Here is a 21,793-nt window from a genome sequence, read left to right as displayed (position 1 = left end):
GCTTGCGCAGCCTCGTACAACCGTTCCGGCTCGGATCCCCCTTCTAGCTCGTTGCTTCAGAGCCGCGAAGGTACGCGCCAGGGTCAGCGAACTGTTCCGGTGCCGCGTGGAGGACTCCGCGCTCGACAATAGAGCGAAGTGCTGCTGCTTATTGCATGCGCTTCGAAAGGAAACGGCGCGCCACTCCGATACATGCGCCTTTTCCCTCGTGGGGCTGAGCAGGGAGAAAGCGGCCCCGAAGCAGGCACGGCCGCGTAGAGGGCAAATCCCAGGACACCTCAGGCCGCCCTCGTTCGCCCGGAAGAGTTGCCGCTTGCACCGAAGCGAGGCGGTCGGACTCACGCGCCACAGCAGGTCCAGCGCTTCGCGGTACTACACATCACTCGCCGCGTCTGCTGCCAACCGACCAAGGTCGTCAGCTCCAGAAAGGAGGCACCGATGAAGATTCCGCTCGGCATCCAATACTCGGATGCCTCTGCTTCACGGAGCGTCTATGGCACAACCATTGCCAGATTTTCCCAATTCCAATGACAATGCATATAATTGTGTCGTCGATCAGTCGACACAGGACCACCAACGTACATCACCCACGGTGATCGTTCCATTAGATCCGCCCGGCCTCAATTTGACCGCCGCTCGCCGGCTTCTACGGATACTTCTCGCCGCCCACGGACAGCTACCGCGCGCCGAAAGTGAGGAAGAATGAACACTGACCGAGGATTCAACCGGCACGGGTCGGATCAAGGGGCCTTCGCTGCTCAACCTCTGCGATTCGCCTTCTACGGGCGAGTGTCGACCGAGGACCAGCAGGACCCGGAAGCATCCCGGGCCTGGCAGCTATCTCGATCGCGAGCCCTGATCGAGCCGGTAGGCGGACAGGTGGTCGAAGAGTTCTTCGACATCGGGCTGTCCCGATCCCTGCCGTGGAGACGTCGCGGCGAGGCGACCCGCCTGCTCGCCGCGCTCCGCGACCCGCACCGAGGCTTCGCTGCCGTCGTGATCGGTGAACCCCAGCGCGCCTTCTACGGCAATCAGTTCGGGCTCACCTTCCCCCTGTTCGAGCACTACGGTGTCGAACTGTGGGTGCCTGAGGTCGGTGGGGCTGTCGACCCGGGCAGCGACGCTCACGACCTCGACATGGCCCTCTACGGAGGCATGAGCAAAGGCGAGCGCAACCGCATCAAGGTGCGAGTCCGCAGTGCCATGGCCGCCCAGGCCGCAACCGAGGGACGATTCCTCGGTGGACGGCCACCCTACGGCTACCGACTCGTTGACGCCGGCCCCCACCCCAATCCGGGCAAGGCCGCCGACGGTCGACGGCTGCACCACCTGGAAGCTGACCCGCTCACCGCACCCGTCGTACGACGCATCTACACCGAGTACCTCGCCGGACAGGGCATCTTCGCCATCGCCGAAGGACTCACCCGCGACAGCATCCTCTCCCCCTCGGCCTACGACCGGCGACGCAACCCACACCGCACCACCACGGCATGGAGCAAGAGCGCCATCCGCGTCATCCTGACCAACCCCCGGTACACCGGCCGCCAGGTGTGGAACAAACAACGCAAGGCCGAAATCCTGATCGACGTCGACGACGTTGCCCTCGGACACGAAACCAAGCTGCGCTGGAACCCCGCCAACGAGTGGATCTACTCCGGCGCCCTGGCACACGAACCACTCGTGGACGACGAGACGTACACCAATACCCAGACGCTGATCGCCAGTGCAGGACGGCGTCCCGATGGAGTCACGAAGCCCCGGGCCAGCAAACGCAACTACGTGCTGTCCGGCCTCCTGCACTGCGGCATCTGCCACCGGCGCATGATCGGCAGCTTCAACAACGACCGCAACAACTACCGCTGCACCTACGCCGCCGAGTACGCCGACGCCAACCGCATCGCCCACCCCCGCAGCGTCTACGTCCGCGAGGACCACATCCTCGAACAACTCGACCCATGGCTCGCCCGAGCCTTCTCACCCAGCCAACTCACCGCAACCGTCCACGCCATGGCCGAAGCGCAACACGACGACGCCGACCAACAGGCGATCAAGGCGGCACGGGAAACCCTCGCCACCTGCACCACCCGGCTGGACCGCTACCGCGCCGCCCTCGACAGCGGCGCCGACCCCGCCGTCGTCAGCCGATGGATCGCCGACGTCCAAGCAGAACAGGTCACTGCCGAGGCCAAGCTGCGCCGCCTCAACGGACGCCAGACAATGAGCCCCGACGAGATCCGCCGCATCGTGGAAACCCTGGGAAACATCACGGCCGTCCTCCGCGACGCCGACCCCGCCGACAAGGCCCTGATCTACCGCGAATTGGGGCTGAACCTGACCTATCGGCCAACCGCCCGCACGGTATCCGCTCAGGCAAACCCAAGTGGATCATGTACTAAATTGTGTCCGAGGGGGGACTTGAACCCCCACGCCCTATACGGGCACTAGCACCTCAAGCTAGCGCGTCTGCCATTCCGCCACCCGGACCTGCTCGTTCAGCCTACCTCGCCGACCTGGATGATCTTGACACCCGAAGGTCGGCCCGGCGGGCCGCACGGGGAGTTACTGTACACGCCACTCGTGGATCATGCACATCGCCATCCGAGCCCCCCGTCGAGGCGTTTCCACCGCTGCTCAGACCGCCTCACGAGGGCTCACCGACGCACGGCCGAAGACGTGTCCGGGTAGCGTCCGGCGGCCCTCTGACGGCAGCATTGCCACGTGCCCCATCCCTCTCCTCTGGCTGCCGCCCAGCACCGGGCCCTCGCCCTGCGCGCCGCGGGCGACCTCAGCGCCGCCCAGCAACTGCTCGCGGAGGCCGTCGGATCCGCCCGCCCGCCGTACGGGGAAGACCACCCCGAGGTGCTGCACACCGCGCACCTCCTGGCCCGGCTGCACCGGGAGGCGGACAACCCGCTCGCCGCCCGCCGGGTGCTGGAGGAGGCGTTCGCCGCGGGCGAGCGGCGCTGGGAGCACTCGGACCCGGTGATGCTCGCGCTCGCCTTCGAACTCGCGGAGGTCGCCGAGGAACTGGGCAACCGGCACGAGGCCCGCCGCAACTACACCCGCGTCGCCACCGCCGGGCCCGCCGTGCTCGGGGTGCACCACCCGGTGGTACGCGCCGCCCGCCACTACCTCGGCGATGCCGCTCCCGGCCCGGCCGCGCCGGCCGAGCGGCACGTGTCGACGCCGGCACCCCGGCAGGCCCCTGACAACCGGTCCGCCGATCCCGCCCCGGCAGACGATGCAGGGACGCGCTCGGCGCTGTCCGGTCCGACGCTGTCCCTGGCGACCCTGGCCGCGATGCGACCGTCGGCGGGCGAACCGCCGGCCGCCGCGTCGCCCTGGGCTCCGCCGCCACCGCCGGCCCCTCCTCAGCCGACCCCTTCGGCGGTACGCGCACCCGCCGCACCACCCCCGCCCACCGATACCGGTCCACCGCCGGGACCGGCTCCCGCCCCCCGGGTGACGCCGGCCCCGCCGGCAGCTCGATCGACACCGACCTCCGTCACGCCGGGGTCACCGCAGCCCGGACCGCCGCCACCAGCACCTCCCGCGCCGCCGTCAGCAACTCTCGCGCCGCCGCCAGCACCTCCCGCCTCACCACCCGTGCCGCCGCGCCAGCGCACCGAGCAGCAGCCGGGACCAGCCCGACCGCCGGTCGACCTGTCGCCTCGCCCACGGCCGGCGAGCCAGCCGGCGCAGCCGCAGCTGCTGGTCGGACCGCAGCAGCCACCCCGGCCCCTGTCCGAATCACCCGTACCGCCACGCCAGCGCGTGGGCGACCAACCGCAGCACCCAGCGGTCGACGCGCCGCCCCCGCCGACGCCATCCACCCCGGTGCCAGCCGCCGCGCCGACAGCCCCGGCGGTCCCGCCGTCTCCGGCGCCCCAATGGGACAACCCGACGATCCAGGTTCAGCAGATCGAGCCGCTCCTGGCCGAGGAGACGGCCCGGGCTGCGGCCACGCCGGCCGAGGCGAGCGGTTCACCCAACGTGGCCGGCGGCGCGGCGGGCGGGCCCTCCGCCGCCACCGCACCTCCCGAACAGGCGCACCCGGTGAGCGCACCCCCCGGCCGCAACCTCCCCGTGTCCGGACCGCCCGGCCACAACCGCCCCATGTCAGGAGAACCGGGGCTCCCCTACCCCGTGTCGGGGTCACCCGGCCACCCCTATCCCGTCTCCGGACCGCCCGGCTACCCCCAGCCGGTGTCCGGAGTGCCCGGCCACCCGTACCCGGTATCCGGCCCACCGAGCCAGCCCTACCCCGTGTCCGGACCACCGAGCCAGCCCTACCCGGTGTCGGGGCCACCCGGCTACGGCCAACCTGTCTCGGCACCACCGGGCCAGCCGTACCCGGTGTCCGGGCCGCCGGGTTACCACCAGCCCGTCTCCGCACCACCGGGCCACGACTACCCGGTGTCCGGCCCACCCACCTCCGCGCCGCCGGTGAGCGCGCCGCCCGTACCTCCGTGGGGGTTGACCGCGCCGCCGTGGAGCCGCACCTCGCCGCCGCCGTCACCGACGGCGGGCAACGACCCGGCGGGTGGGTCTCAGGTGGACGGGCGCGGGGGTGAAGCACACGCCGAGGTCGAGTTGGGTGAGCTCGGTGCCACGGCGATGCCGCCGGACGCGCCAGCGCATTCGACAGGTGTGACGCCGCCCGCTTCGACGGAGGTGTTCCCGCCCGTCGGGCCGGCAGGCGGAGCTCCGGCAAGGCCTGACTCGGGCCTCACCCAGCCGGACCTGACTGCCCGACCGTCGAGCCCCGTCGCGGCGCCGCTTGAGACAGCACCGTCCGCCTGGTCACCGGGTGTTGACCCGGCTCCGACCACGCAAATCTCCAGCGGGTACCCCGAGTCGACCCTGCCGGAAGCGGCTGCTCCGGGTCCCTTCGCGTCACCTGCGACCGCAGCCCCGACCTACCCGCCGGGCGCTCCCGAGCAGTATCCGGTCCAGGAGCGGTACCCGGCCCAGCAGTACCAACCGGGTCAGCAGGTGTACCCGGGCCAGCAGTACCACCCGGGCCAGGACGGGTATCGGCCGGCGTACACCGATGAGAGGTCGACGGGCCGCGGCCGGGCGACGCTGATCGGCGCGGTGGTGGCCGCCGGGGTGGCCGTGGTGGCGGTGGGCGGCCTGGGCGCGGTGCTGCTGAACCGCGACGACGCGCCACCGGCGACCGGGACCGCGCCGACCGCGGCGGCGCCGACGGCGGCCGGCCCGCCGCCGGGTGATCTGAAGCTGCGGGACGACTCGGTCACGATCACGCTGACCTGGACCGACCCGTCCGAGGGTGCGGTGCCGTTCATGGTCGCCGGTGGCCGGGCCGGGCAGGCGCTGGGAGTGATGGCCACCGTGGACCCTGGCCGGACCAGCTACACGGTCAACGGCCTGAACTCCCGAGTGGACTACTGCTTCACCGTGCTGGCGGTCTACTCGACGGACAGCTTCGCCACCTCGGGGCAGGTCTGCACCGAGCGGGAGCGCAGCACCCCACCGAGCTGAGCTGCTCGTCCACACCGCACACGCTCGGTATCCACAGGGGTGACCGTGCGGGTTCCCCCGCCACCTGCCGAGCCATATGATGGCACCCGGCTTAGGGGAGGGGTCGCCGCGAGGCGCGCCACCTGCCACGACTCAGGGGAGGCAGCCGGCTGTGGCCAGCATCGAGGACGCCGCACGCACCGAAGCCCCCCGTTCGCGGTCCCGGCTGCGCGGCGGGCTGGTGACCGTCGGCACGGTGACCGCGCTGCTGGCGGCCATGGGGCTGACCGTCCTCGGGTTGGGCGCGGCGGACAACGCGGTGGCCAACTACGACGCGAGTTCCTGGCTGTGGAGCGCGGCGCGCAGCGAGCTAGCCCGGGTCAACGGGGTCACCGCCCGCGTCGACACCCGCACCGAGGTTCCCAACGCTCGCCGCCACCTGATGCAGGTCACCCAGACCGACCGGCTGCTGATCCTGCGCGACCTGCAGACCGGGCAGGTCAGCTCACTGGACCTGGCCACCCTGCAGCTCACCGCGACCACGCGGACCACCCCCGGGCTCGGCGTGAGCGTCGCCCTGCACGAGGACGCGGCGTTCGTCGTCGACGCCGTGCAGGGCATCGTGCGCCAGCTCGACCCGCGGTCGCTGACCCCGGTCGGCGAGCCGGTCCGCTACCCGCCGGGCATCACCGGCGGCACCTTCGACGGCGAGGGCCGGCTCTGGGTCGCGGTGCCCAGCGAGGGCACAGTGTCGGCGGTCACCGCCGCGAAGCTGCCGTCCGCGCCGGCCTCGGCCGCGCCCGCCGGTGGCGGGCTCAGCCCCGAGCGGGTCGAGACGTACGACGTCGCCGAGGCCAGCCACGAGCTGGTGGTCTCCACGCTGGACGACGGGGTCGCGGTGCTCGACCGCACCGCCGGGAAGCTGGTGCGGGTGCAGCGCGGCGAGGTGCACCCGACGCCCCTGAAGTTGACCGGCCCGGCGGCGCTGCCGGCCCGCACCAGCGGTCCGCGCGTCCCGGTGACCGTGTCGGCCGAGCGGCGGGTGCTGGTGGTGGGTGACGCCGGCGAGGAGCGGGCGTTCACCGTGCCGGGCAACGGCGACCGGCTCAGCCCGGCGGTGGCCTGGGCGGACAGGTTCTACTGCGCCGACGAGGCCACCGGCGCCATCTACTCCTTCGACACCGGCGGCCAGTTGGTCGACACCATCCGCGGCCGGGCGAACGGGCCGCTGGAGCTGGAGGTGCGGGAAAACCACCTCTTCATCAACTCCCCCGACTCGGCGACCGCCCGGGTGGTGGACGACAAGCACCAGGTGCGCGAGGTCAACAAGTACGCCAACGACGTGCTCGGCGGCGACCCGCCGCCGACTCCCCCGCCGCCGCCCCCGCCGAAGAAGCCCCGGGTGGGCAAGCCGAGCGCGCCGCGCAGCGTCACCGCCGCCGCCGGCAACGCCCAGGCCCGGGTGAGCTGGCGGCCGGCCGCCGCGAACGGCGCCGAGATCATGAAGTACGTGGTGCAGGGCGCCGGCCAGCGCCTGGAGGTCGGTGCCAACCAGCGTGCGGTGGAGGTCAAGGGGCTGACCAACGGCGAGACGTACCGGTTCGCGGTGCACGCCGTGAACGCCAAGGGCGACGGCCCGTCGCGCAGCAGCAACCCGGTCACCCCGACCGCCGCCGTGCCCGATCCGCCCGCGAGCGTCACCGCTCAGGAGCGGCCGGACGGCACGGTGCTGGTGAAGTGGCCGGCGGCGAACGGGCAGGGCAACAAGATCGCGAAGTACGCGGTGACGGCCAGCTCGGCGGGGACGAACGCGCCGGCCGGCGAGTCGACGAAGACGGAGCTGGTGGTGCCCGCCGGGGAGCTGGAGTTCGGCACCCAGTACGCGTTCACCGTGGTCGCGGTCAACGACAAGGGCGCCGGCTCGGCGGCCTCGCCGGTCAGCAACACGGTGGTGCCGTTCGCGGCGCCCGGCCGACCGGTCGACCTGCGGGCCGGCACGGTCGCCGACCAGCCCGGCGCGATCACCGTGCAGTGGGCGCCGGCCGAGGCGAACGGCCGGCCGGTGACGAAGTACCTGGTGGACGTCGGCGGGCGCAGCAGCGAGGTGACCGACACCCGCACGACCGTCACCGGGTTGGGCAACGGCGAGAACGTCACCGTGAAGGTGAAGGCGGTCAACGAGGCCGGGCCCGGCCCGGAGGCCACCACCACCGCCCGCACCGTCGCCGAGCCACGGGTCACGGTCACCGGCTCGTCGGCGACCGCCACCTCGGCGACCGTCACGTTCACCGTGGACGCCGGCGGCGGCAAGGCCACCTGCTCGGTGAACACGCCGGGCGAGCCGGCGAAGGCCGGGCCGTGCTCCAGCATCACGGTGCCGGGTCTGACGCCGGGCACGAAGTACACGTTCACGGTGACCGCCACCAACGCCGCCGGCAAGGGCACCGCGACGCGGGCCCAGACCACCGAGGTGCTCTACGGCATCGCGACGTGCAACAACGGGCCGGACGGCGACCAGCGGACCTACTGCAACAAAGAGGTCGACGGCCGCAACGGCAACGAGATCTTTTCCGTCGCCCGGCAGGACAACGACCAGCAGGTGGGCTGGGCGAAGCCCGGCACCCGGCTGAAGGCGTACTGCAAGAAGTCCGGCGGGAACGTCGACTCGTGGATCTACAACAACAACAAGCAGAGCACCTGGTGGGTGCAGGTCGAGTACAGCGGGAAGAACTACATCCCCTGGGCCTGGCTCAACCTGGAGGGCGGCGACAACATCAACGTCCTGCCCACCTGCTGAAGCACCCAGGCAAGGAGCACCACCGACCGTGAACACCCACGAGCCGCTCACCCAGCCGGAGGTGCAGGGCTTCGCCGCACTGGCCGCCCGGCTGGCCGAGAACGTCAACGCGGTCGTGCTCGGCAAACCGCAGGTGGTCCGGCTGGCGCTGACCGCGCTCTTCGCGCAGGGTCACGTGCTCCTGGAGGACGTGCCCGGGGTCGGCAAGACGACCCTGGCCCGGGCCATCGCCGCCACCGTGAAGGGTGAGTGGCGGCGTATCCAGTTCACCCCCGACCTGCTCCCCTCCGACGTGTCCGGTGTGACGATCTTCAACCAGGCGACCCGGGACTTCGAGTTCCATCCCGGGCCGGTCTTCGCCAACATCGTCATCGCCGACGAGATCAACCGGGCGTCGCCGAAGACCCAGTCGGCGCTGCTGGAGGTGATGGAGGAACGCACCGTCACCGTGGACGGGGTCCGACATCCCGTGCCCGCGCCGTTCCTGGTGGTCGCCACGCAGAACCCGGTGGAGATGGACGGCACCTACCGGCTCCCCGAGGCGCAGCTGGACCGCTTCCTGGTCAAGCTCTCCGTCGGCTACCCGGACGAGGCGGTCGAGGTGGAGGTGCTGCGTGGCGCCACCGTCCGCTCCCCCGAGGCGCTCACCCCGGTCACCGACACCGCCACCGTGGGCGAGATGGTCCGGATGGCCCGTCGGGTGCACATCGCCGAGCCGCTCTACGCGTACGCGGTTCGGTTGGCCGCCGCCACCCGCACCCACCAGCACGTACGCGTCGGAGTCAGCCCTCGGGGTGTCATCGCGCTGACCCGCGCCGCGTGCGCGTACGCGCTGATCGACGGGCGGGGTTGGATCATGCCGGAGGACCTGAAGGCGCTCGCCGAACCGGTGTTCGCCCACCGGCTGCTGCTCACCCCGGACGCCCAGGTGCGCGGGATGACCGCGGCGGAGGTGCTGCGCCAGGCCATCGCCTCGGTGCCGGTGCCGCTGCCGTCGGGGCAGCCGGCGCCGGTGCAGGGCTGACCGGCAGCAGCGCATGGGGATCACCGCCCGCGGGGTCGGGCTGCTCGTCGCCGCCGTCGTTCTGCTCGGGGTGGGCTTCCGGTTCGCGTACCCCGAGTTGACGCTGCTGGGGGCGGCGGCCGGCGCGGCCGTCGGATACGCCGCGCTGACCGCGGCCTGGCGGCCCCGGCTGGTGGTGGCCCGCCGCGCCGACCCGGACCGGGTGGCCCGCGGCGAGCCGGCGAGCATGACGTTGACCGTCCGCAACACCGGCCGGCTGCGCTCGGCGAACCTGCTGGCCGAGGACCGGTGTGGGGACCGCACGGTGCCGGTGCCGCTGCTGCGCCTGCGGCCCGGCCGGGACACCGAGGTCCGCTACGACGTGCCGACCCATCGGCGTGGGGTGGTGCCGGTCGGGCCGCTGCGGGTGACCCGGCGGGACCCGCTGGGCCTGGTGGCGCTGACCCGCCCGTACGGTGCGAGCACACCGGTGTGGGTGCACCCCCGGGTCCACCCGCTGACGGCGGTGCCCACCGGCGCGGGGCGCAGCCTCGACGGCCGGGTGGACGGGGTGCCGCACGGGTCGATCACCTTCGACTCGCTGCGGGAGTACGTGGTGGGCGACGAGCTGCGCCGGGTGCACTGGCGCACCAGCGCCCGGGTCGGCGAGCTGATGGTGCGGGAGAACGTGGACACCAGCCTCCCCCGCCTGGTGGTGCTGCTGGACAACCGCGCCGCCGCGCACCCCGCACGGGTGCGAGGGGTGGCGGAGTCGTTCGAGTCGGGCTGCGAGGCGGCGGCGTCGATCGTCACCGCCGCGCACCGCGCGGACCTGCCGGTGCTGTTGGTACTGGTCGCCGCGGAGCCCGCCACGTCGGTCGAGCGGGGGCGCGGCGACCGGGCCGACGGTGCGGTGGACGGCGAAGGCCACCCGCTCGGGCCGCTGGACCGGCTCGCCGCCGCCGAACTCTCCGGCGACGACGACGCGCTGCGCGCCGCCACCACCCGACTGCGCCAGGACCGGCTCGGCGACACGCTGATCTTCCTGACCGGGCCGGGTGGCCGCGCCGACCTGGGGCACGTGGGTGCGCTGCGCGGCGCGTACCCGTCGGTGGTCGTCGGGGTGTTCGGCCCGGCCGAGCCCACGCCGGCCGGTACGGCGGGCCTGGTGGTGGTCGACGCGGCGGACGGCGCGCAGTTCGCCGCCGAGTGGGACGGGGTGCGCCGGTGGTGACGGGCGTCGACCAGCAGCGACCGGGCCCTGCGACCACCGCCGGCGCGGCGGGATCCGGGACGAGTCCGGGCACGCCGCCGATCGACGGCTCGGCACAGCGGGACTGGCCCGGGCGGGTGTGGCGGGCACTGCGGGCCGCCGTCGTCCCGCTCGCGTTGATCGGGTTGACCGCGCTCGCCGGGGTGGTGCTCGGCCGGGTGTACGCCGGCGACCTGCTGACCCGGTTGGTCATCGGCGCCGCAGCCGGTTCGGTGCTGGTCAGCGTGGCCGCCCGGCGGCTGCCCTCGTGGCTCGTGGCGCCGGTGTCGGTGGCCGCGATGGCCGGTTGGACACTCTGGTCGCTGCGGCTGGCCGCCGCCCGCGCCGAGCTGCCGGGCAGCCTGCTGGAGGTGACCGCGGACGCCGCGCGCAACGGCATCCCCCGGCTGCTCACCGCGATGATTCCGGTCGAGCCCACGCCGGACACGGTGCTGATGCCGGTGGTCGCCGCGTGGCTGGCCGGGCTGGCCGGCGCCGAGGTGGCGCTGCGCACCGGCCGGGTGCTGTTGGGTTACCTGCCGGCGGCGGGGCTCTTCGCCGCCGCCCTCTATGTGGTCGGGCCGAACGCCGAACCGGCGATCGGGGCGACGCTCGCGTTCGTCGCGATCGCCGCGGTGGGTCTGGCGGCGCCCGCCGGGTCACCGTCGACCGGCGGTGATCCGGCCGCCGGCCTCGCCCCCCGGGTCCGCGCGGCGGTGCGGGTCCGGCTCGCCGCCACCGCGGCGCTCGGGGTGGCCCTGGTGGTCGGGCTGGTGGCGCTGCTCGGCCCGGTCGTCGCCGGTCAGGTCGACGGTCGGCCGGTGGACCCTCGGCGGTACGTGGAGCCGCCGCAGGTGCAGACGCTGGACGAGAACCCGCTGATCCGGATCTCCGGGTGGGCCCTGCACCCCGAGCAGAAGCTGCTCGAGGTGAGCACGGTCCGTCCCGGCGGCGTGACGCCCCCGGACGGCGGCACCGCGAGCGGTGGGCCGGATGGCGGCACCGACGACGAGCCGGCGGACGACGCCGGTGACAGTGTGCGGATCCGCCTCGCGGTGCTCAGCGACTACGACGGGGTGACCTGGCGGGTCGGCGCCAACTACCGCAACGCCGGTCGGATCCTGCCGGCCGCGACGCCGGCCCGGGACAGCACGGTGGAGACGGTCCGGCAGCAGATCACCGTGGCCGACCTCAGCGGCCGGCTGCTGCCGGCCGTGGCGACCCCGAGCGAGGTCAGCGGCGCGCGGGTGGCGTACGACCCGGCGACGGGGACGCTGATCCGGCCGGAGGGGCTGACCCCGGGGCTGCGGTACACGGTGACCTCGGCCCGCGAACGCCCGGACAGCAACCTCCTGGCCACCGCGAACGTGCCCGCCGGTGCGGAGGTGGCTCGGGTGCTGCGGGTCGCCGACGGGGTGCCCGACCCGATGCGCCGGCTGGCCGCGCAGCTCGCCGAGGAGAACGGCGCCCCGTACGCGCGGGCCGCGGCGATCGAGCAGTTCCTGGTCGAGCACTACCGGGTGGTGGCGGACGCGCCGAGCGGGCACGCGTACCCGAACCTGGGCTTCTTCCTTTTCGGCCCGCGCAACGGCGGCGGGCAGCGGGGCACCTCGGAGCAGTTCGCCGCGGCGTTCGCGGTGCTCGGCCGGCTCTCCGGGCTGCCCACCCGGGTGGTGGTGGGCTTCGGGTCCACCGGGCAGGGGCCGGTGCGGGCCGGCGACGCGTACGCCTGGCCGGAGGTGCTCTTCGACGGGTTGGGCTGGGTGTCGTTCGACCCGCTGCCCCGCCCGGACAACGAGCCGAGGCCGGTGGAGGAGGACTTCCGCCCGACGCCGGAGGATCCGCCGCCGTCGGAGGCGCCGGAGCCCACCGTGGAGCCCACCGCCTCCCCGGAGCCGGTGTCCGTCGCCGACGGGCCGGCCGGCCAGGGTGGCGTGTCCACCCCGGTGCTGGTCGCGGGCGGCGGTGGTGGCCTGCTGCTGGTGGTGGGCGCCCTGCTGCTCACTCTGCTGGCGATGCGCCGCTCACTCACCCGCGCCCGGCTCGGCCGGGGCGACCCCGGCGAGCGCATCGCCGGCGCCTGGCGGGAGGTCACCGACGCGCTGCGGCTGGCCGGTCGACCGGTCGGCGCCGACCTGGCGGCCACCGAGGTGGCCGGGCGGGCCCGCCAGGCCCTCGCCGACGCCCGACCGGGCGCGACCGGCGACGGCACAACCGGCGACGTTCCGGCCGTCGACGAGCTGGCGGCCCTGCTCAATCAGGTGGGCTTCGCCCCCGGCGCCGCAACGGCCGACCAAGCGGCTCGCGCCGCCGAGCTGGCCACCGTCTACACAGCGACCCTGCGCTCCGCCCGACCCTGGTGGCGCCGCCTGCTCTGGTCCGTCCACCCATCCCCCCTGCACCGCGCCCGCCGGTCCCCGCGGTGATCAAGAGCTTTGCGTCGCCTGCGGACCCATTCCTGACGCAAACCTCTTGATCACCGGAGGCAGGTCCGGGGGCGGGGGTCATGTCCAAGCGCTGGAGGACGCATCACCGGTCCTCGGACGCAATCTGCTTGCGCGTCGAAAGACGCTATCGAGCCGGTGATCGAACCCGGCCGACGCGCCGACCATAGTCGGCGGCCACGGCGATGACGAGGGGCCCCCATGCGACCATCGGGGCGTAGAACCACAGCACCTCCCAGCCCGGAGCCTGATGTGCCGGTTCGTCGCGGCCTATCCCCACCCAACCGCGCTCCACAAAATGGAACCTGCTGTTCAAGAAGAGATACACGCAGATGGCGGCGAGCACCGAACCGCCGATCAGCGCGACGAGCACGACTGGGCGCGCCGGAATCGGACGGCCCCCGAGCAGCGGTACCCAGTGCGGAAGTCGTTGTCCCCAGCGTTGCACCAGCCCGAGTGTCAACAGCGCCAGCCCCATCGACAGGGCGGACAAGAAGATCATGTACCACGGGGTGACGGCATCGTCGGTGAACACGAGGGACAGTCGCCAGACCGCGGACGGCAGGACGCAGAGCGGGACGGCGTAGGCGGCCCAGACGGCCCAGGGTGGCGGGGCGGCGGCCCAGGCGCGGTGAGAGTCAGTGGGGCCCATCGGTGCTCCGATCTTCGAGGGCCAGAGCCGTTGGGACTCTGGCGGCGTCTGTCTGCTCCTGACGCGGCCAGGTGGCGAGGGCATAGCCGGTGGTCGTGACGCCCAGCGACACTCCCCAGCCGAGGAACACCAGCAGCGTGGTGGCTACCGCCCACCCCTCCCACACGTCCGACCAACGCAGGTCACCCGCGAGTAGTTGGCCGACGAACACCGCGACGCTCAACACGCCGTAGGTGACCAGCGCGAGCGCCACCACCCCGGCCGGGATCACCGCCAGCAGCCGGGGAACCCGTCGACCGTGCAGCCCCGGCACCCAGTGCGGGAACTGCTGCCCCCACGGCTGTACCAACCCGAGAACGAGCAGGCCGGCGAGCGGCGGGACGAGAGTGATCGCCACGCCCGTCGGCGTCGAGAGATTCAGGTGGATGTCATTCAGTTCCCGCTCGGATATGCCGAACGGAACGCCGAGCACCCAGAGCGCGTGCGGCACGGCCCAGCCGACCACCGGCAGCGCGACAGCCGCGTACGCCCAGAGGCGCGTCCACCGCGGCACCGGCTGGTAGCCGGAACTCACCGCTCCGCGCTGGGGACCGGATGCGTTCGCAAGCCCGGCGAACAGGACGCCACCCGCTACCAACGCGAGTCGGGCGCCGAGGTCACGCCAGTCCGAGGGACGCCCCGCCAACGCCGCCGGGACCTCGAAGAGCAGATGCAGCGGGAACGCGACGACCAGGAGCAGCGCGCTCGCCGCCCAACTCCCGGCGGCCGCGGCGCGGCCCGGGAACCGGATGGCGCACACAACAATCATTGCGAGAGCGACACCGACTCCCACCGCTCCCCGTCCCGCCCAGAACGGCAGCGTCTCCACGCGGTCCGCGCCGCATCCACCCGCCGGATCGACCAGATCAGTGCGGTCGCAGGCGGTGTACCCCCACCGGCCACCCGCGATCCAGTACAGACGCAGAGCCACCTCACCGACGACGAAGACGACGCATGCCATCGCCCACGGTCTGGCCGCGTCGTTCGCTGCGGATCGGTGAGTACGAGCGGAACGGTCTGACATGTCGCCCCCTACGCGCAGCGCCGTGTCGGCACACCGGAACCTGGCGACCACACAGCGACACTCATGAACCAATGATCTGCGGCGATGGACGCACTCCTCCTCCCCAGCAGAAGTGAATGCAGTCCCGCAGCTGGGGGATGGCCCTTGCGCTTGGTTCAGGGGTTGAGGGGTCAGGCGGTCAGGCGGCGGATGAGCTTGCGGAGGCCTGCCTGCCAGCCGTCCGGGTCCTCGGCGCGGCGGCGCGCGTAGTCGGCGACCTCGGGGTGCGGCAGGATCAGGAAGCGCTCCTCGGCCAGCCCGGCGATGGTCGCGTCGGCGACCTGGTCCGGGGTGAGCACCGCACCGGAGGCGGCGATCACCCGGGCGCCCAGGTGGCCCTCGACGATTCCGTCGGCGAGCATCGGGGTGTCGACGCCCTGCGGGCAGAGCGCGCTGACCCGGATGCCCCGGTCCCGGTAGGTGATGGCCAGCCACTCCGCGAAGCCCACCGACGCGTGCTTCGTCGCGGTGTACGCGGCGTCGCCCACCGCGGTCAGCACGCCCGCCGCCGAGCAGGTGTGCAGCAGGTGGCCGCCGCCCCGGGCGAGCATCCCGGGCAGCACCGCGCGGGCGGAGTAGACGTGGGCGAGGACGTTGACCCGCCACGCGCGGTCCCAGCCGGCGTCGTCGACCTCCACTCCCCCGCCGGTGGTCACGCCCGCGTTGGCGCAGAACAGGTCGATCCGGCCGTACCGCCGCTCGGTGTCGTCGACCAGCGCGCGGACCTGATCCTCGTCGGTGACGTCGAGTGCCTTGGCGTGCGCGAGCGGGCCGATGCCCTCGGCCACGGCGCGGGCCGCGTCGCCGTCCAGGTCGGCGATCACCACGGCGGCGGCACCCTCGGCGGCGAACCTGCGGGACAGTGCCGCCCCGATGCCGCCGGCGCCGCCGGTGACCACCACGATCCGGTCGGTGAGGTTCACGTCGACGCTCCTACGGGGTCGGTGCCCAGCTGGGCGATGAGGGTGGTCAGTGCGGCCGCACCGCCGGCGGTCACCTCGGGGGTGGGCAGCAGCGCGAGGACGGGCACGTCCACGCCGGCGTCGGCGTAGCGGCGCACCTCGGCGCGGCAGTGCTCCGGCGAGCCGTGCAGCACGAGCGCGTCGACCACCTCGTCCGGCACCGCCGCGCTGGCGCCGCGCCGGTCACCGGCGGCCCACGCCTCCCACATCGGCGCCAGCGCCTCTTCACGGCCGAGCCAGCGGTGGAACTCGGCGTACGCCGGGACGGTGAGGTAGCTGGTGATCAGCCGGCGACCGAGCTTGCGGGCGTACCCGGCGTCCTCGGTGGGGCAGACGAAGATCCGGGCGGCGACCTCGAAGCCGGCGCGGCGCTCGCCGAGCTCGGCGAGGGCGCGTGGCACGTCGTCGGCGCCGAGCCAGTTGAGAATGACCCCGTCGGCCTCCGCGCCGGCCAGCCGGAGCATGCCGGGGCGCAGCGCGGCGAGCAGGATCGGCGGCGGTACGGCTGGCGGCCGTTCCAGGGTGAACCGGCGCACGGTGAAGGTGTCGTAGACCTCGTCCACGGTCTCGCCGCGCAGCGCGGCGCGCAGGAAGCGCAGGACGTCCCGGGTGCGCCGGAACGGTTCGTCGAACCGCACGGCGTTCCAGTCGCGGACCAGCACCGGCGAGGACGCGCCGATGCCGAGCGCGAACCGGCCCGGCGCGGCCTCGGCCAGCGCCGCCGCGCTCATCGCCAGCAGCCCGGGTCCCCGGGTGAAGACCGGGGTGATCGCGGTGCCCAGCCGTAGCCGGGGCTGCCAGGCGGCGGCGAGCGCCAGCGGGGTGAACGCGTCGGTCCCGGCGACCTCGGACGACCAGACGTCGGTGAACCCGGCCCGGTCGAGCGTCGCGTAGACCGCGGCGTGGTCGGCCAGCGGGATCCCGCCCAGCGGGACCGTCATGCCCCATCGATTCGTCACCGATCGATCGTGCCCGTTGACCGGGTCCGCGAGCAAGATCCCCGAACCGGGCGGATTTGCCGGCATCGGTCCGCCCGACCGGTCCGGCGGTGTTACGACTGCCAGGTGGACCGGACCGACCGCGCGGGCGGCTGACCGTGGGTTCCAGGGCAGCGGGTCGCCTGGAGCCGGTATCGGCGGGGGCCGCTCCGAACCGGGCCACCTTCCTGGAGCTCTTCTACGACCTGGTCTACGTCTTCGCGCTCACCCGGATCTCCACCCGTGTCTTCGAGGACCTGGCCCAAGATCCGGGTCGGGAGCACGGCTGGGCGGCGGTCACCGGAGGCGGCAAGACGCTGCTGTTGCTGCTGGCGCTCTGGGCGCTCTGGCAGGGCACCGCGTGGACGACCAGCCGCTACGACCCGTACCGGGTGCCGCTGCAGGCCGTCGTGATGACCGCGCTGGTCTGCAGCATGGTCATGGGGGTGGCGATCCCGCGGGCGTTCACCGAGACGGCGCTGATGTTCGCGGTGGCGTACGTCGTCGCGCAGGTGTCCCGGCCGCTGATCCTGTCGATCGCGCTGGGGCCGCATCCGTACCCGCCGGCTGAAGGTGCGGATGGCGATCGTGTACGCCACCAGCGGGGTGTTCTGGATCGGTGGGGCGATGCTGACCACCAACCAGCAGGTGGTGGCGTGGTCGGCGGCGTTGGTCATCGAGTACGCGGCCAACCGGGCTGGCTGGCCGGTGCCGGGGCTGGGCCGGTCGACGATCTCGAAGTGGGACATCGCCGGTAAGCACCTGGCCGAGCGCTACCAGCAGTTCTTTCTGATCGCGCTGGGCGAGACGATCCTGGTGGCCGGTCTGGCGTACAGCAAGGGGCCGTACCGGTCGGGGCACGCGCTGGCGTTCGCGTTGGCGCTGGCCACCACGATCACGCTGTGGCGGATCTACTTCCAGCGCGCCGGGCAGATCCTGGGCGAGGCCGTGGCGCAGGCCCGGCACCCGGCCAACATCGGCCGCTCGGCGACGGACACCCACCGGTTGATGGTGATCGGGCTGGCCGGCACCGCGGTCGGCTATGAGCTGATCATCGAGCATCCGCTGGACCGGATGCCCGGGCCGTGGCTGGCCATGGTGCTCGGCGGGCCGGCGCTGTTCCTGGCCGGCCGGGCCCGCTTCGAGTACGAGGTGTTCGGACGGGTCTCGCCGTCGCGGTGGATCGCCCTCCTGGCGCTGGCGGTGGTGGCGGCGCCGCTGCTGCTCCTGCCCGGTGTGGCGACGACCGCCGTCGTGGTGCTGGTGCTGGCCGCCGTCGCGGTCGCCGACGCCCGGCGGGCGCGCGGCGCCCCACCGGAGGCGCCGAAGACGCCGTTCTGAGCCATCGGGGTACGCCGATATGATGGCGGCGCGGCAGGTTAATCTCGGCAGGTGACCTTCTCCCTCGTGGCCCGCTCTGCCGACAGCCGGTTGCACGGCGTCGTCGTGGCCAGCAAGTTCCTCGCCGCCGGGGCGCTCGTGCCGGCCGCGGAGGCCCAGGTCGGCGCGCTGGCCACCCAGGCGCACGTCAACCTCGCCTACCGCCCGCAGGGGCTGACCCTGCTGCGCACCGGGGTGCCGGCCGCCGATGTGGTGGCCGGCCTGATCGCCGCCGACGCCGAGCGGGAGCACCGCCAGCTCGGCGTGGTCGGGGTCAGTGGTCCGGGTGCCAGCTGGACCGGGCCGGCCTGCCACCCGTGGGCCGGTGGGCGCACCGGCGACGGCTGGGCCGCACAGGGCAACGTGCTCACCGGCCCGGAGGTTGTCGACGCGCTGGGCGAGGCCTGGCTGGCCGGTTCGGCGCTGCCGTTCGCCGAGCGGCTGGTGGCCGCTTTGCGCGCCGGTGACGACGCCGGCGGCGACCGGCGGGGCCGGCAGAGCGCCGGTCTGCTGGTGGTCGAGCGCGACGGCGGGTACGGCGGTAGGAGCGACGTGCTGATCGACCTGCGGGTCGACGACCACCCCGATCCCGTGGCCGAGCTGGGTCGGCTGCTCGCCGTGCACACCCTGCTGTTCAGCCGGCCCGACCCGGCCACGCTGCTGGATCTCAGCGGCGCGGTGGCCGACGAGGTGGCGGCGTTGCTCAGGGCTCTGGGTCACCCGGTGGCCGACGACGGGCCGGAGGGCGCGTTGATCTCCTGGGCCGGGCTGGAGAACCTCGAAGAGCGGCTGGTGCCGGGGCGGATCGACCCGGTGGTGCTGACGCACCTGCGCGGCGTCGCCCCGCACGTGCCCGCGCCCCGCTCCGCGAGCTGACCCGGGTCAGCTCCCGAAGGCGAGCCAGCGGAACCCGGCGGCGTCGACCGTGGCCCGCTCCGGGCCGGTCAGTGCCACCCGCCCGGTGGTCTTGCGGATCAGCGTCAGCCGGTCCCAGCGCAACTCGGCCGGCGCCGGCCGTCCGTCGGTGAGCAGGTCGACGATCACCGCTGCCGCCTGGGCGGTGAGCCATGGGGGGCGGTCCAGCGCGGCGGCCAGGTCCAGCCCGTGCACGCCCACCTCGAGGACCCGGGTCCGCAGGAACTCGGTGAGGCGCATCGCGTCGCCGTGCCGGGTCCGGACCAGCCGCTCGGGCGGGGCCGCGGCGACCGCGGCGTCGGTGGCCCGCCAAGCCCGGTCCAACTCGGTCGCCAGCGCCGCCCGGTCCACCTGTAGCGCGTCCCGCCGGCCGCCGGCGATCCGGTCGGCGTCCACCTCCGGGGTGAACTTCGCCGCGCCGAAGTACTCGGCGGCGTCCACCTCGGCGCGCGGCGGGGCCGGCGCGGCGAGCATGTCGGTCAGCCGGCCGGCGCCGGTACGCACGTGCGCGATCAGCTCGCGGACGGTCCACGGCGGGCAGCCGGTCGGCCGGTCGAGGTCGGCGTCGTCCAGCTCGGCCAGGATCTCGGTGAGTCGGGCGCACTCGGCGCGGAACGCCACGCGGACGGGATCCACCGGCAGCTCTAGCCCTTGACCCGTGGCACCAGCCGGTGCACGACGATGAGCACCAGCGCCATCACCACCGCCATCGTGCCGGCGATGCCGGCGGCGCTGCCCGCGTACCCGACGAAGAGCGGCCGCCGGGTCAGCTCGTCCGGCCCGGTGTCGCGCAGCTCGACCAGCCAGGACAGGGCCAGCACGCAGCCGATCAGGGCGAGCACGCCGACGGCGCCGAGCAGCAGGGCGGCGAGCCGGTGCGCGTCGCCGGGGGCGACCTTCGCCCGCTCCCGCTGGGTGACCAGCAGAACCAGCCCGGCCAGCGCCGCCCAGACGCCCACCACCAGGTACGCGGCGACGGCGTCGCTGGGCCGGTGCCAGCCGGCGGAGAGGGTGGCCACCCCGGCGACGGCCGCGTAGCCGGCGCCGAGGAAGGCGCCGACCGCCCGCACCTTGGGCGGCAGCACGAGCATCAGCGCGACCGCCACCGACGCGGCCACCGCGGTGTGCCCACTGGGGAGGCTGTTGCCCACCCCCGCGCGTTCCGGGTCGAGGCCGTAGTCCGGCCGGTTCAGCCCGTACTTCAGCAGCTGGGTGGAGACATTCGCGCCGGCGATCAGCAGGGTCGCGGTGATCGCGAGGGCGATCCGCCCCCGCATCAGCGCGATGAACCCGATCGTCGCGGTAGCGGCCAGCAGGGAGACCACCGACATCGCGTTGAGGAGCTTGTCGACCGGTCCGTCGATGCGATCCTGACCGATCCGGTTGCCGGTCAACGCGACCGTGTCGATCCACTGACCGATCTCGGAGTGCACAGCCACCCGCCAGACGACGAGGAAGGCAGCCGCCTGGACGACGGCCATGACGACCAACCAGACCGCGGTCCAACCCCTTGCCGTCGCGCGCATCCGCACACCGTAGCGGCCGGCGTCCGCCGGGCGGCCGGTGGCCCACCGGGGGCCGGCGGTTAGGTTGGAGCGGAGGCGAGGAGGTGACGGTGGGCGGCACACCGGAGCGCGACGCCGGCCAGGCCGCGCCCGACCCCGACCGGCACGGCGGGATCGACACGGGCCCCGATCGGCCGGCCCGGGCCGAATCGCTGACGGACCTGCTCGGCGGGCGGGGCGGCGCCATCGACGCCACCCTGCCACCGCTGGCGTTCGCCGCCGGCTGGCTGCTCGGCGGAGAGTCGATCTGGGCCGGGGTCGGCGCGGCGCTGGCCGTCGGCGCGGTGGTGGCCGGCGTCCGGCTGCGTCGCGGTGACCGGCCCCGCTCAGTGCTCATCGGACTGCTCGCCGTCTGCGTCGCCGCGCTGATCGCGGTACGCACCGGCCGGGCCGAGAACTTCTTCCTGATCCAGCTGCTCTCCAACGCCGCCAGCGCGCTGGCCTGGGCGGTCAGCATCGTGGTGCGCTGGCCGCTGCTCGGGGTGCTGGTCGGCGCGGCGCTGGGCCAGCGCTCCCGGTGGCGGCGCGACCCGGCGCTGCTGCGCGGGTACGCCCGGGCGAGCTGGGTGTGGACGGCGACCTATGTGCTCCGGGTTGCGGTGTTCGTGCCGCTGTACCTGAGCGGGCAGGTGCTCGCACTGGTCGTGGCCCGGGTCTCGCTGACCTGGCCGCTGGTCGCGGCGGCGCTGGCGGTGAGCTGGGTGTTGCTGCGCCGGTCGCTGCCGCCCGGGCACCCGGGCTTGCGTCACCCGGTAACCGGGGACCCTGCCGCGCCGCCCGGATGACCCGCGCGGGCAGTGCGTTGGCGGGCAAAAAAGTGGAGAGGCCGCCACGGGGGGAGCGGCCTCTCCGGTGACGTACGTTACTCCGTCACCGTCCTCGGTGTGATCCCGTGACGGCCCAAATTTCTGGGCTTTTTCGCGACAGCCTCCAGTCCGGGCGGTGGGGGCGGGCCGGCCGATCCGCTGCGTTGGCCGGATGGCCGGGCCTGACCGGGGGTGTCAGGCCGTGCGCCGGCCGGGTCCCGTCGTTCCCCCGGACCCGGCCGGACCCCGGGGTGGGCGGGGCACGCCGCCCACACCAGGGGTGCTGTTAGCCGTTCGGGAACGGGTTGCCGTAGTCGGCGTGCGCCATGGCGACATCGCTGCGCGCAGAACCGGTGGTAGGTCAGCTTCTCGACCTTGAAGGGCCGAGCTTGCGGATCGTGACGGCTCGTGGTGATGAGCACGAGGTCACGCCGCGTTCGGCAGGCTGACGGCT

At 73.4% G+C, this 21,793-nt stretch carries 15 protein-coding genes, 1 tRNA gene and 1 pseudogene; 10 read left to right on the top strand and 7 right to left on the bottom strand.

Annotation, left to right across the window (positions count from 1 at the left end; all coding sequences use genetic code 11):
- The first annotated feature begins 702 nt into the window (after window positions 1-702).
- Window positions 703-2,445, top strand: a complete 1,743-nt coding sequence (locus tag ACFYPS_RS32795; protein ID WP_387329860.1) for a recombinase family protein — start codon at window positions 703-705, stop codon at window positions 2,443-2,445.
- Here the strand turns inward: ACFYPS_RS32795 and ACFYPS_RS32790 are convergent.
- Window positions 2,401-2,484 (bottom strand) — tRNA-Leu (locus ACFYPS_RS32790). The two genes, ACFYPS_RS32795 and ACFYPS_RS32790, sit on opposite strands and share 45 nt — an antisense overlap.
- A 234-nt stretch (window positions 2,485-2,718) precedes the next feature.
- Between ACFYPS_RS32790 and ACFYPS_RS32785 the strand changes: the two genes are divergently transcribed.
- The 5 genes from ACFYPS_RS32785 (at window position 2,719) to ACFYPS_RS32765 (ending at window position 12,962) form a co-directional block, all read left to right on the top strand.
- Complete coding sequence (locus ACFYPS_RS32785; protein WP_387329792.1) at window positions 2,719-5,505, top strand: tetratricopeptide repeat protein; 2,787 nt, start codon at window positions 2,719-2,721, stop codon at window positions 5,503-5,505.
- 151 nt (window positions 5,506-5,656) lie between these two features.
- Window positions 5,657-8,281 carry a fibronectin type III domain-containing protein gene (locus tag ACFYPS_RS32780; RefSeq protein ID WP_387329790.1) on the top strand — a complete coding sequence of 875 codons (2,625 nt, stop codon included), beginning with the start codon at window positions 5,657-5,659 and terminating at the stop codon, window positions 8,279-8,281.
- A 28-nt stretch (window positions 8,282-8,309) separates the two neighbouring features.
- Window positions 8,310-9,305 (top strand): AAA family ATPase, encoded by a 996-nt coding sequence (locus ACFYPS_RS32775; protein WP_387329787.1) that lies wholly within the window; start codon window positions 8,310-8,312, stop codon window positions 9,303-9,305.
- A gap of 13 nt (window positions 9,306-9,318) precedes the next feature.
- Window positions 9,319-10,518: a DUF58 domain-containing protein gene (locus tag ACFYPS_RS32770; protein ID WP_387329784.1), complete on the top strand. Its 1,200-nt coding sequence runs from the start codon at window positions 9,319-9,321 to the stop codon at window positions 10,516-10,518.
- A complete protein-coding gene (locus tag ACFYPS_RS32765) occupies window positions 10,494-12,962 on the top strand; it encodes a transglutaminaseTgpA domain-containing protein (protein WP_387329781.1) in 2,469 nt (822 codons plus the stop codon). Before ACFYPS_RS32770 ends, ACFYPS_RS32765 begins: the two co-directional genes overlap by 25 nt.
- Before the next feature lie 145 nt (window positions 12,963-13,107).
- Here the strand turns inward: ACFYPS_RS32765 and ACFYPS_RS32760 are convergent, their stop codons facing one another.
- From ACFYPS_RS32760 to ACFYPS_RS32745, 4 genes are all read right to left on the bottom strand, one after another.
- On the bottom strand, window positions 13,108-13,515 hold the full coding sequence (locus ACFYPS_RS32760; RefSeq protein ID WP_387329779.1) for a hypothetical protein: 408 nt from the start codon (window positions 13,513-13,515) through the stop codon (window positions 13,108-13,110).
- Window positions 13,516-13,618: 103 nt separating this feature from the next.
- On the bottom strand, window positions 13,619-14,632 hold the full coding sequence (locus ACFYPS_RS32755; protein WP_387329776.1) for a hypothetical protein: 1,014 nt from the start codon (window positions 14,630-14,632) through the stop codon (window positions 13,619-13,621).
- 233 nt (window positions 14,633-14,865) lie between these two features.
- On the bottom strand, window positions 14,866-15,657 hold the full coding sequence (locus tag ACFYPS_RS32750) for an SDR family oxidoreductase (RefSeq protein WP_387329773.1): 792 nt from the start codon (window positions 15,655-15,657) through the stop codon (window positions 14,866-14,868).
- Complete coding sequence (locus ACFYPS_RS32745; protein ID WP_387329857.1) at window positions 15,654-16,637, bottom strand: LLM class F420-dependent oxidoreductase; 984 nt, start codon at window positions 16,635-16,637, stop codon at window positions 15,654-15,656. The genes ACFYPS_RS32750 and ACFYPS_RS32745 overlap by 4 nt, the downstream gene beginning before the upstream one ends.
- Window positions 16,638-16,744: 107 nt before the next feature.
- Here ACFYPS_RS32745 and ACFYPS_RS32740 point away from each other — a divergent pair.
- The 3 genes and pseudogenes from ACFYPS_RS32740 to ACFYPS_RS32730 all read left to right on the top strand — a co-directional run.
- A pseudogene (locus tag ACFYPS_RS32740) lies at window positions 16,745-17,170 on the top strand (low temperature requirement protein A); the annotation flags it as partial.
- A gap of 82 nt (window positions 17,171-17,252) precedes the next feature.
- Window positions 17,253-18,014: a low temperature requirement protein A gene (locus ACFYPS_RS32735; protein WP_387329771.1), complete on the top strand. Its 762-nt coding sequence runs from the start codon at window positions 17,253-17,255 to the stop codon at window positions 18,012-18,014.
- A gap of 51 nt (window positions 18,015-18,065) precedes the next feature.
- Window positions 18,066-18,929 carry a DUF1028 domain-containing protein gene (locus ACFYPS_RS32730; RefSeq protein WP_387329768.1) on the top strand — a complete coding sequence of 288 codons (864 nt, stop codon included), beginning with the start codon at window positions 18,066-18,068 and terminating at the stop codon, window positions 18,927-18,929.
- A gap of 6 nt (window positions 18,930-18,935) precedes the next feature.
- Here ACFYPS_RS32730 and ACFYPS_RS32725 read toward each other — a convergent pair whose 3' ends face one another.
- Window positions 18,936-19,604, bottom strand: coding sequence for a maleylpyruvate isomerase N-terminal domain-containing protein (locus ACFYPS_RS32725; RefSeq protein ID WP_354966355.1), 669 nt, complete (start codon window positions 19,602-19,604; stop codon window positions 18,936-18,938).
- Between the two features lie 8 nt (window positions 19,605-19,612).
- Window positions 19,613-20,500: a phosphatase PAP2 family protein gene (locus ACFYPS_RS32720; RefSeq protein WP_354966356.1), complete on the bottom strand. Its 888-nt coding sequence runs from the start codon at window positions 20,498-20,500 to the stop codon at window positions 19,613-19,615.
- A 146-nt stretch (window positions 20,501-20,646) separates the two neighbouring features.
- Here ACFYPS_RS32720 and ACFYPS_RS32715 point away from each other — a divergent pair, with 146 nt between their 5' ends.
- Window positions 20,647-21,318, top strand: a complete 672-nt coding sequence (locus tag ACFYPS_RS32715) for a DUF3159 domain-containing protein (protein ID WP_387329853.1) — start codon at window positions 20,647-20,649, stop codon at window positions 21,316-21,318.
- The last annotated feature ends 475 nt before the right edge of the window (window positions 21,319-21,793 follow it).

Origin of the sequence: Micromonospora sp. NPDC005087 (genome assembly GCF_042872965.1) — a bacterium.
In the GTDB taxonomy this organism is placed as follows: Bacteria; Actinomycetota; Actinomycetes; order Mycobacteriales; family Micromonosporaceae; genus Micromonospora.
Note: the sequence above shows the minus strand (reverse complement) of the source record. Positions and strands in the feature narration are given on the sequence as shown.

What these genes read in the sequence shown, in the direction of transcription:
- ACFYPS_RS32770 (WP_387329784.1), top strand. Translation starts at nt 9,319, where the DNA reads ATGGGGATCACCGCCCGCGGGGTCGGGCTGCTCGTCGCCGCCGTCGTT.
- ACFYPS_RS32795 (WP_387329860.1), top strand. Translation starts at nt 703, where the DNA reads ATGAACACTGACCGAGGATTCAACCGGCACGGGTCGGATCAAGGGGCC.
- ACFYPS_RS32735 (WP_387329771.1), top strand. Translation starts at nt 17,253, where the DNA reads ATGGCGATCGTGTACGCCACCAGCGGGGTGTTCTGGATCGGTGGGGCG.
- ACFYPS_RS32755 (WP_387329776.1), bottom strand. Translation starts at nt 14,632, where the DNA reads ATGGCATGCGTCGTCTTCGTCGTCGGTGAGGTGGCTCTGCGTCTGTAC.
- ACFYPS_RS32745 (WP_387329857.1), bottom strand. Translation starts at nt 16,637, where the DNA reads ATGACGGTCCCGCTGGGCGGGATCCCGCTGGCCGACCACGCCGCGGTC.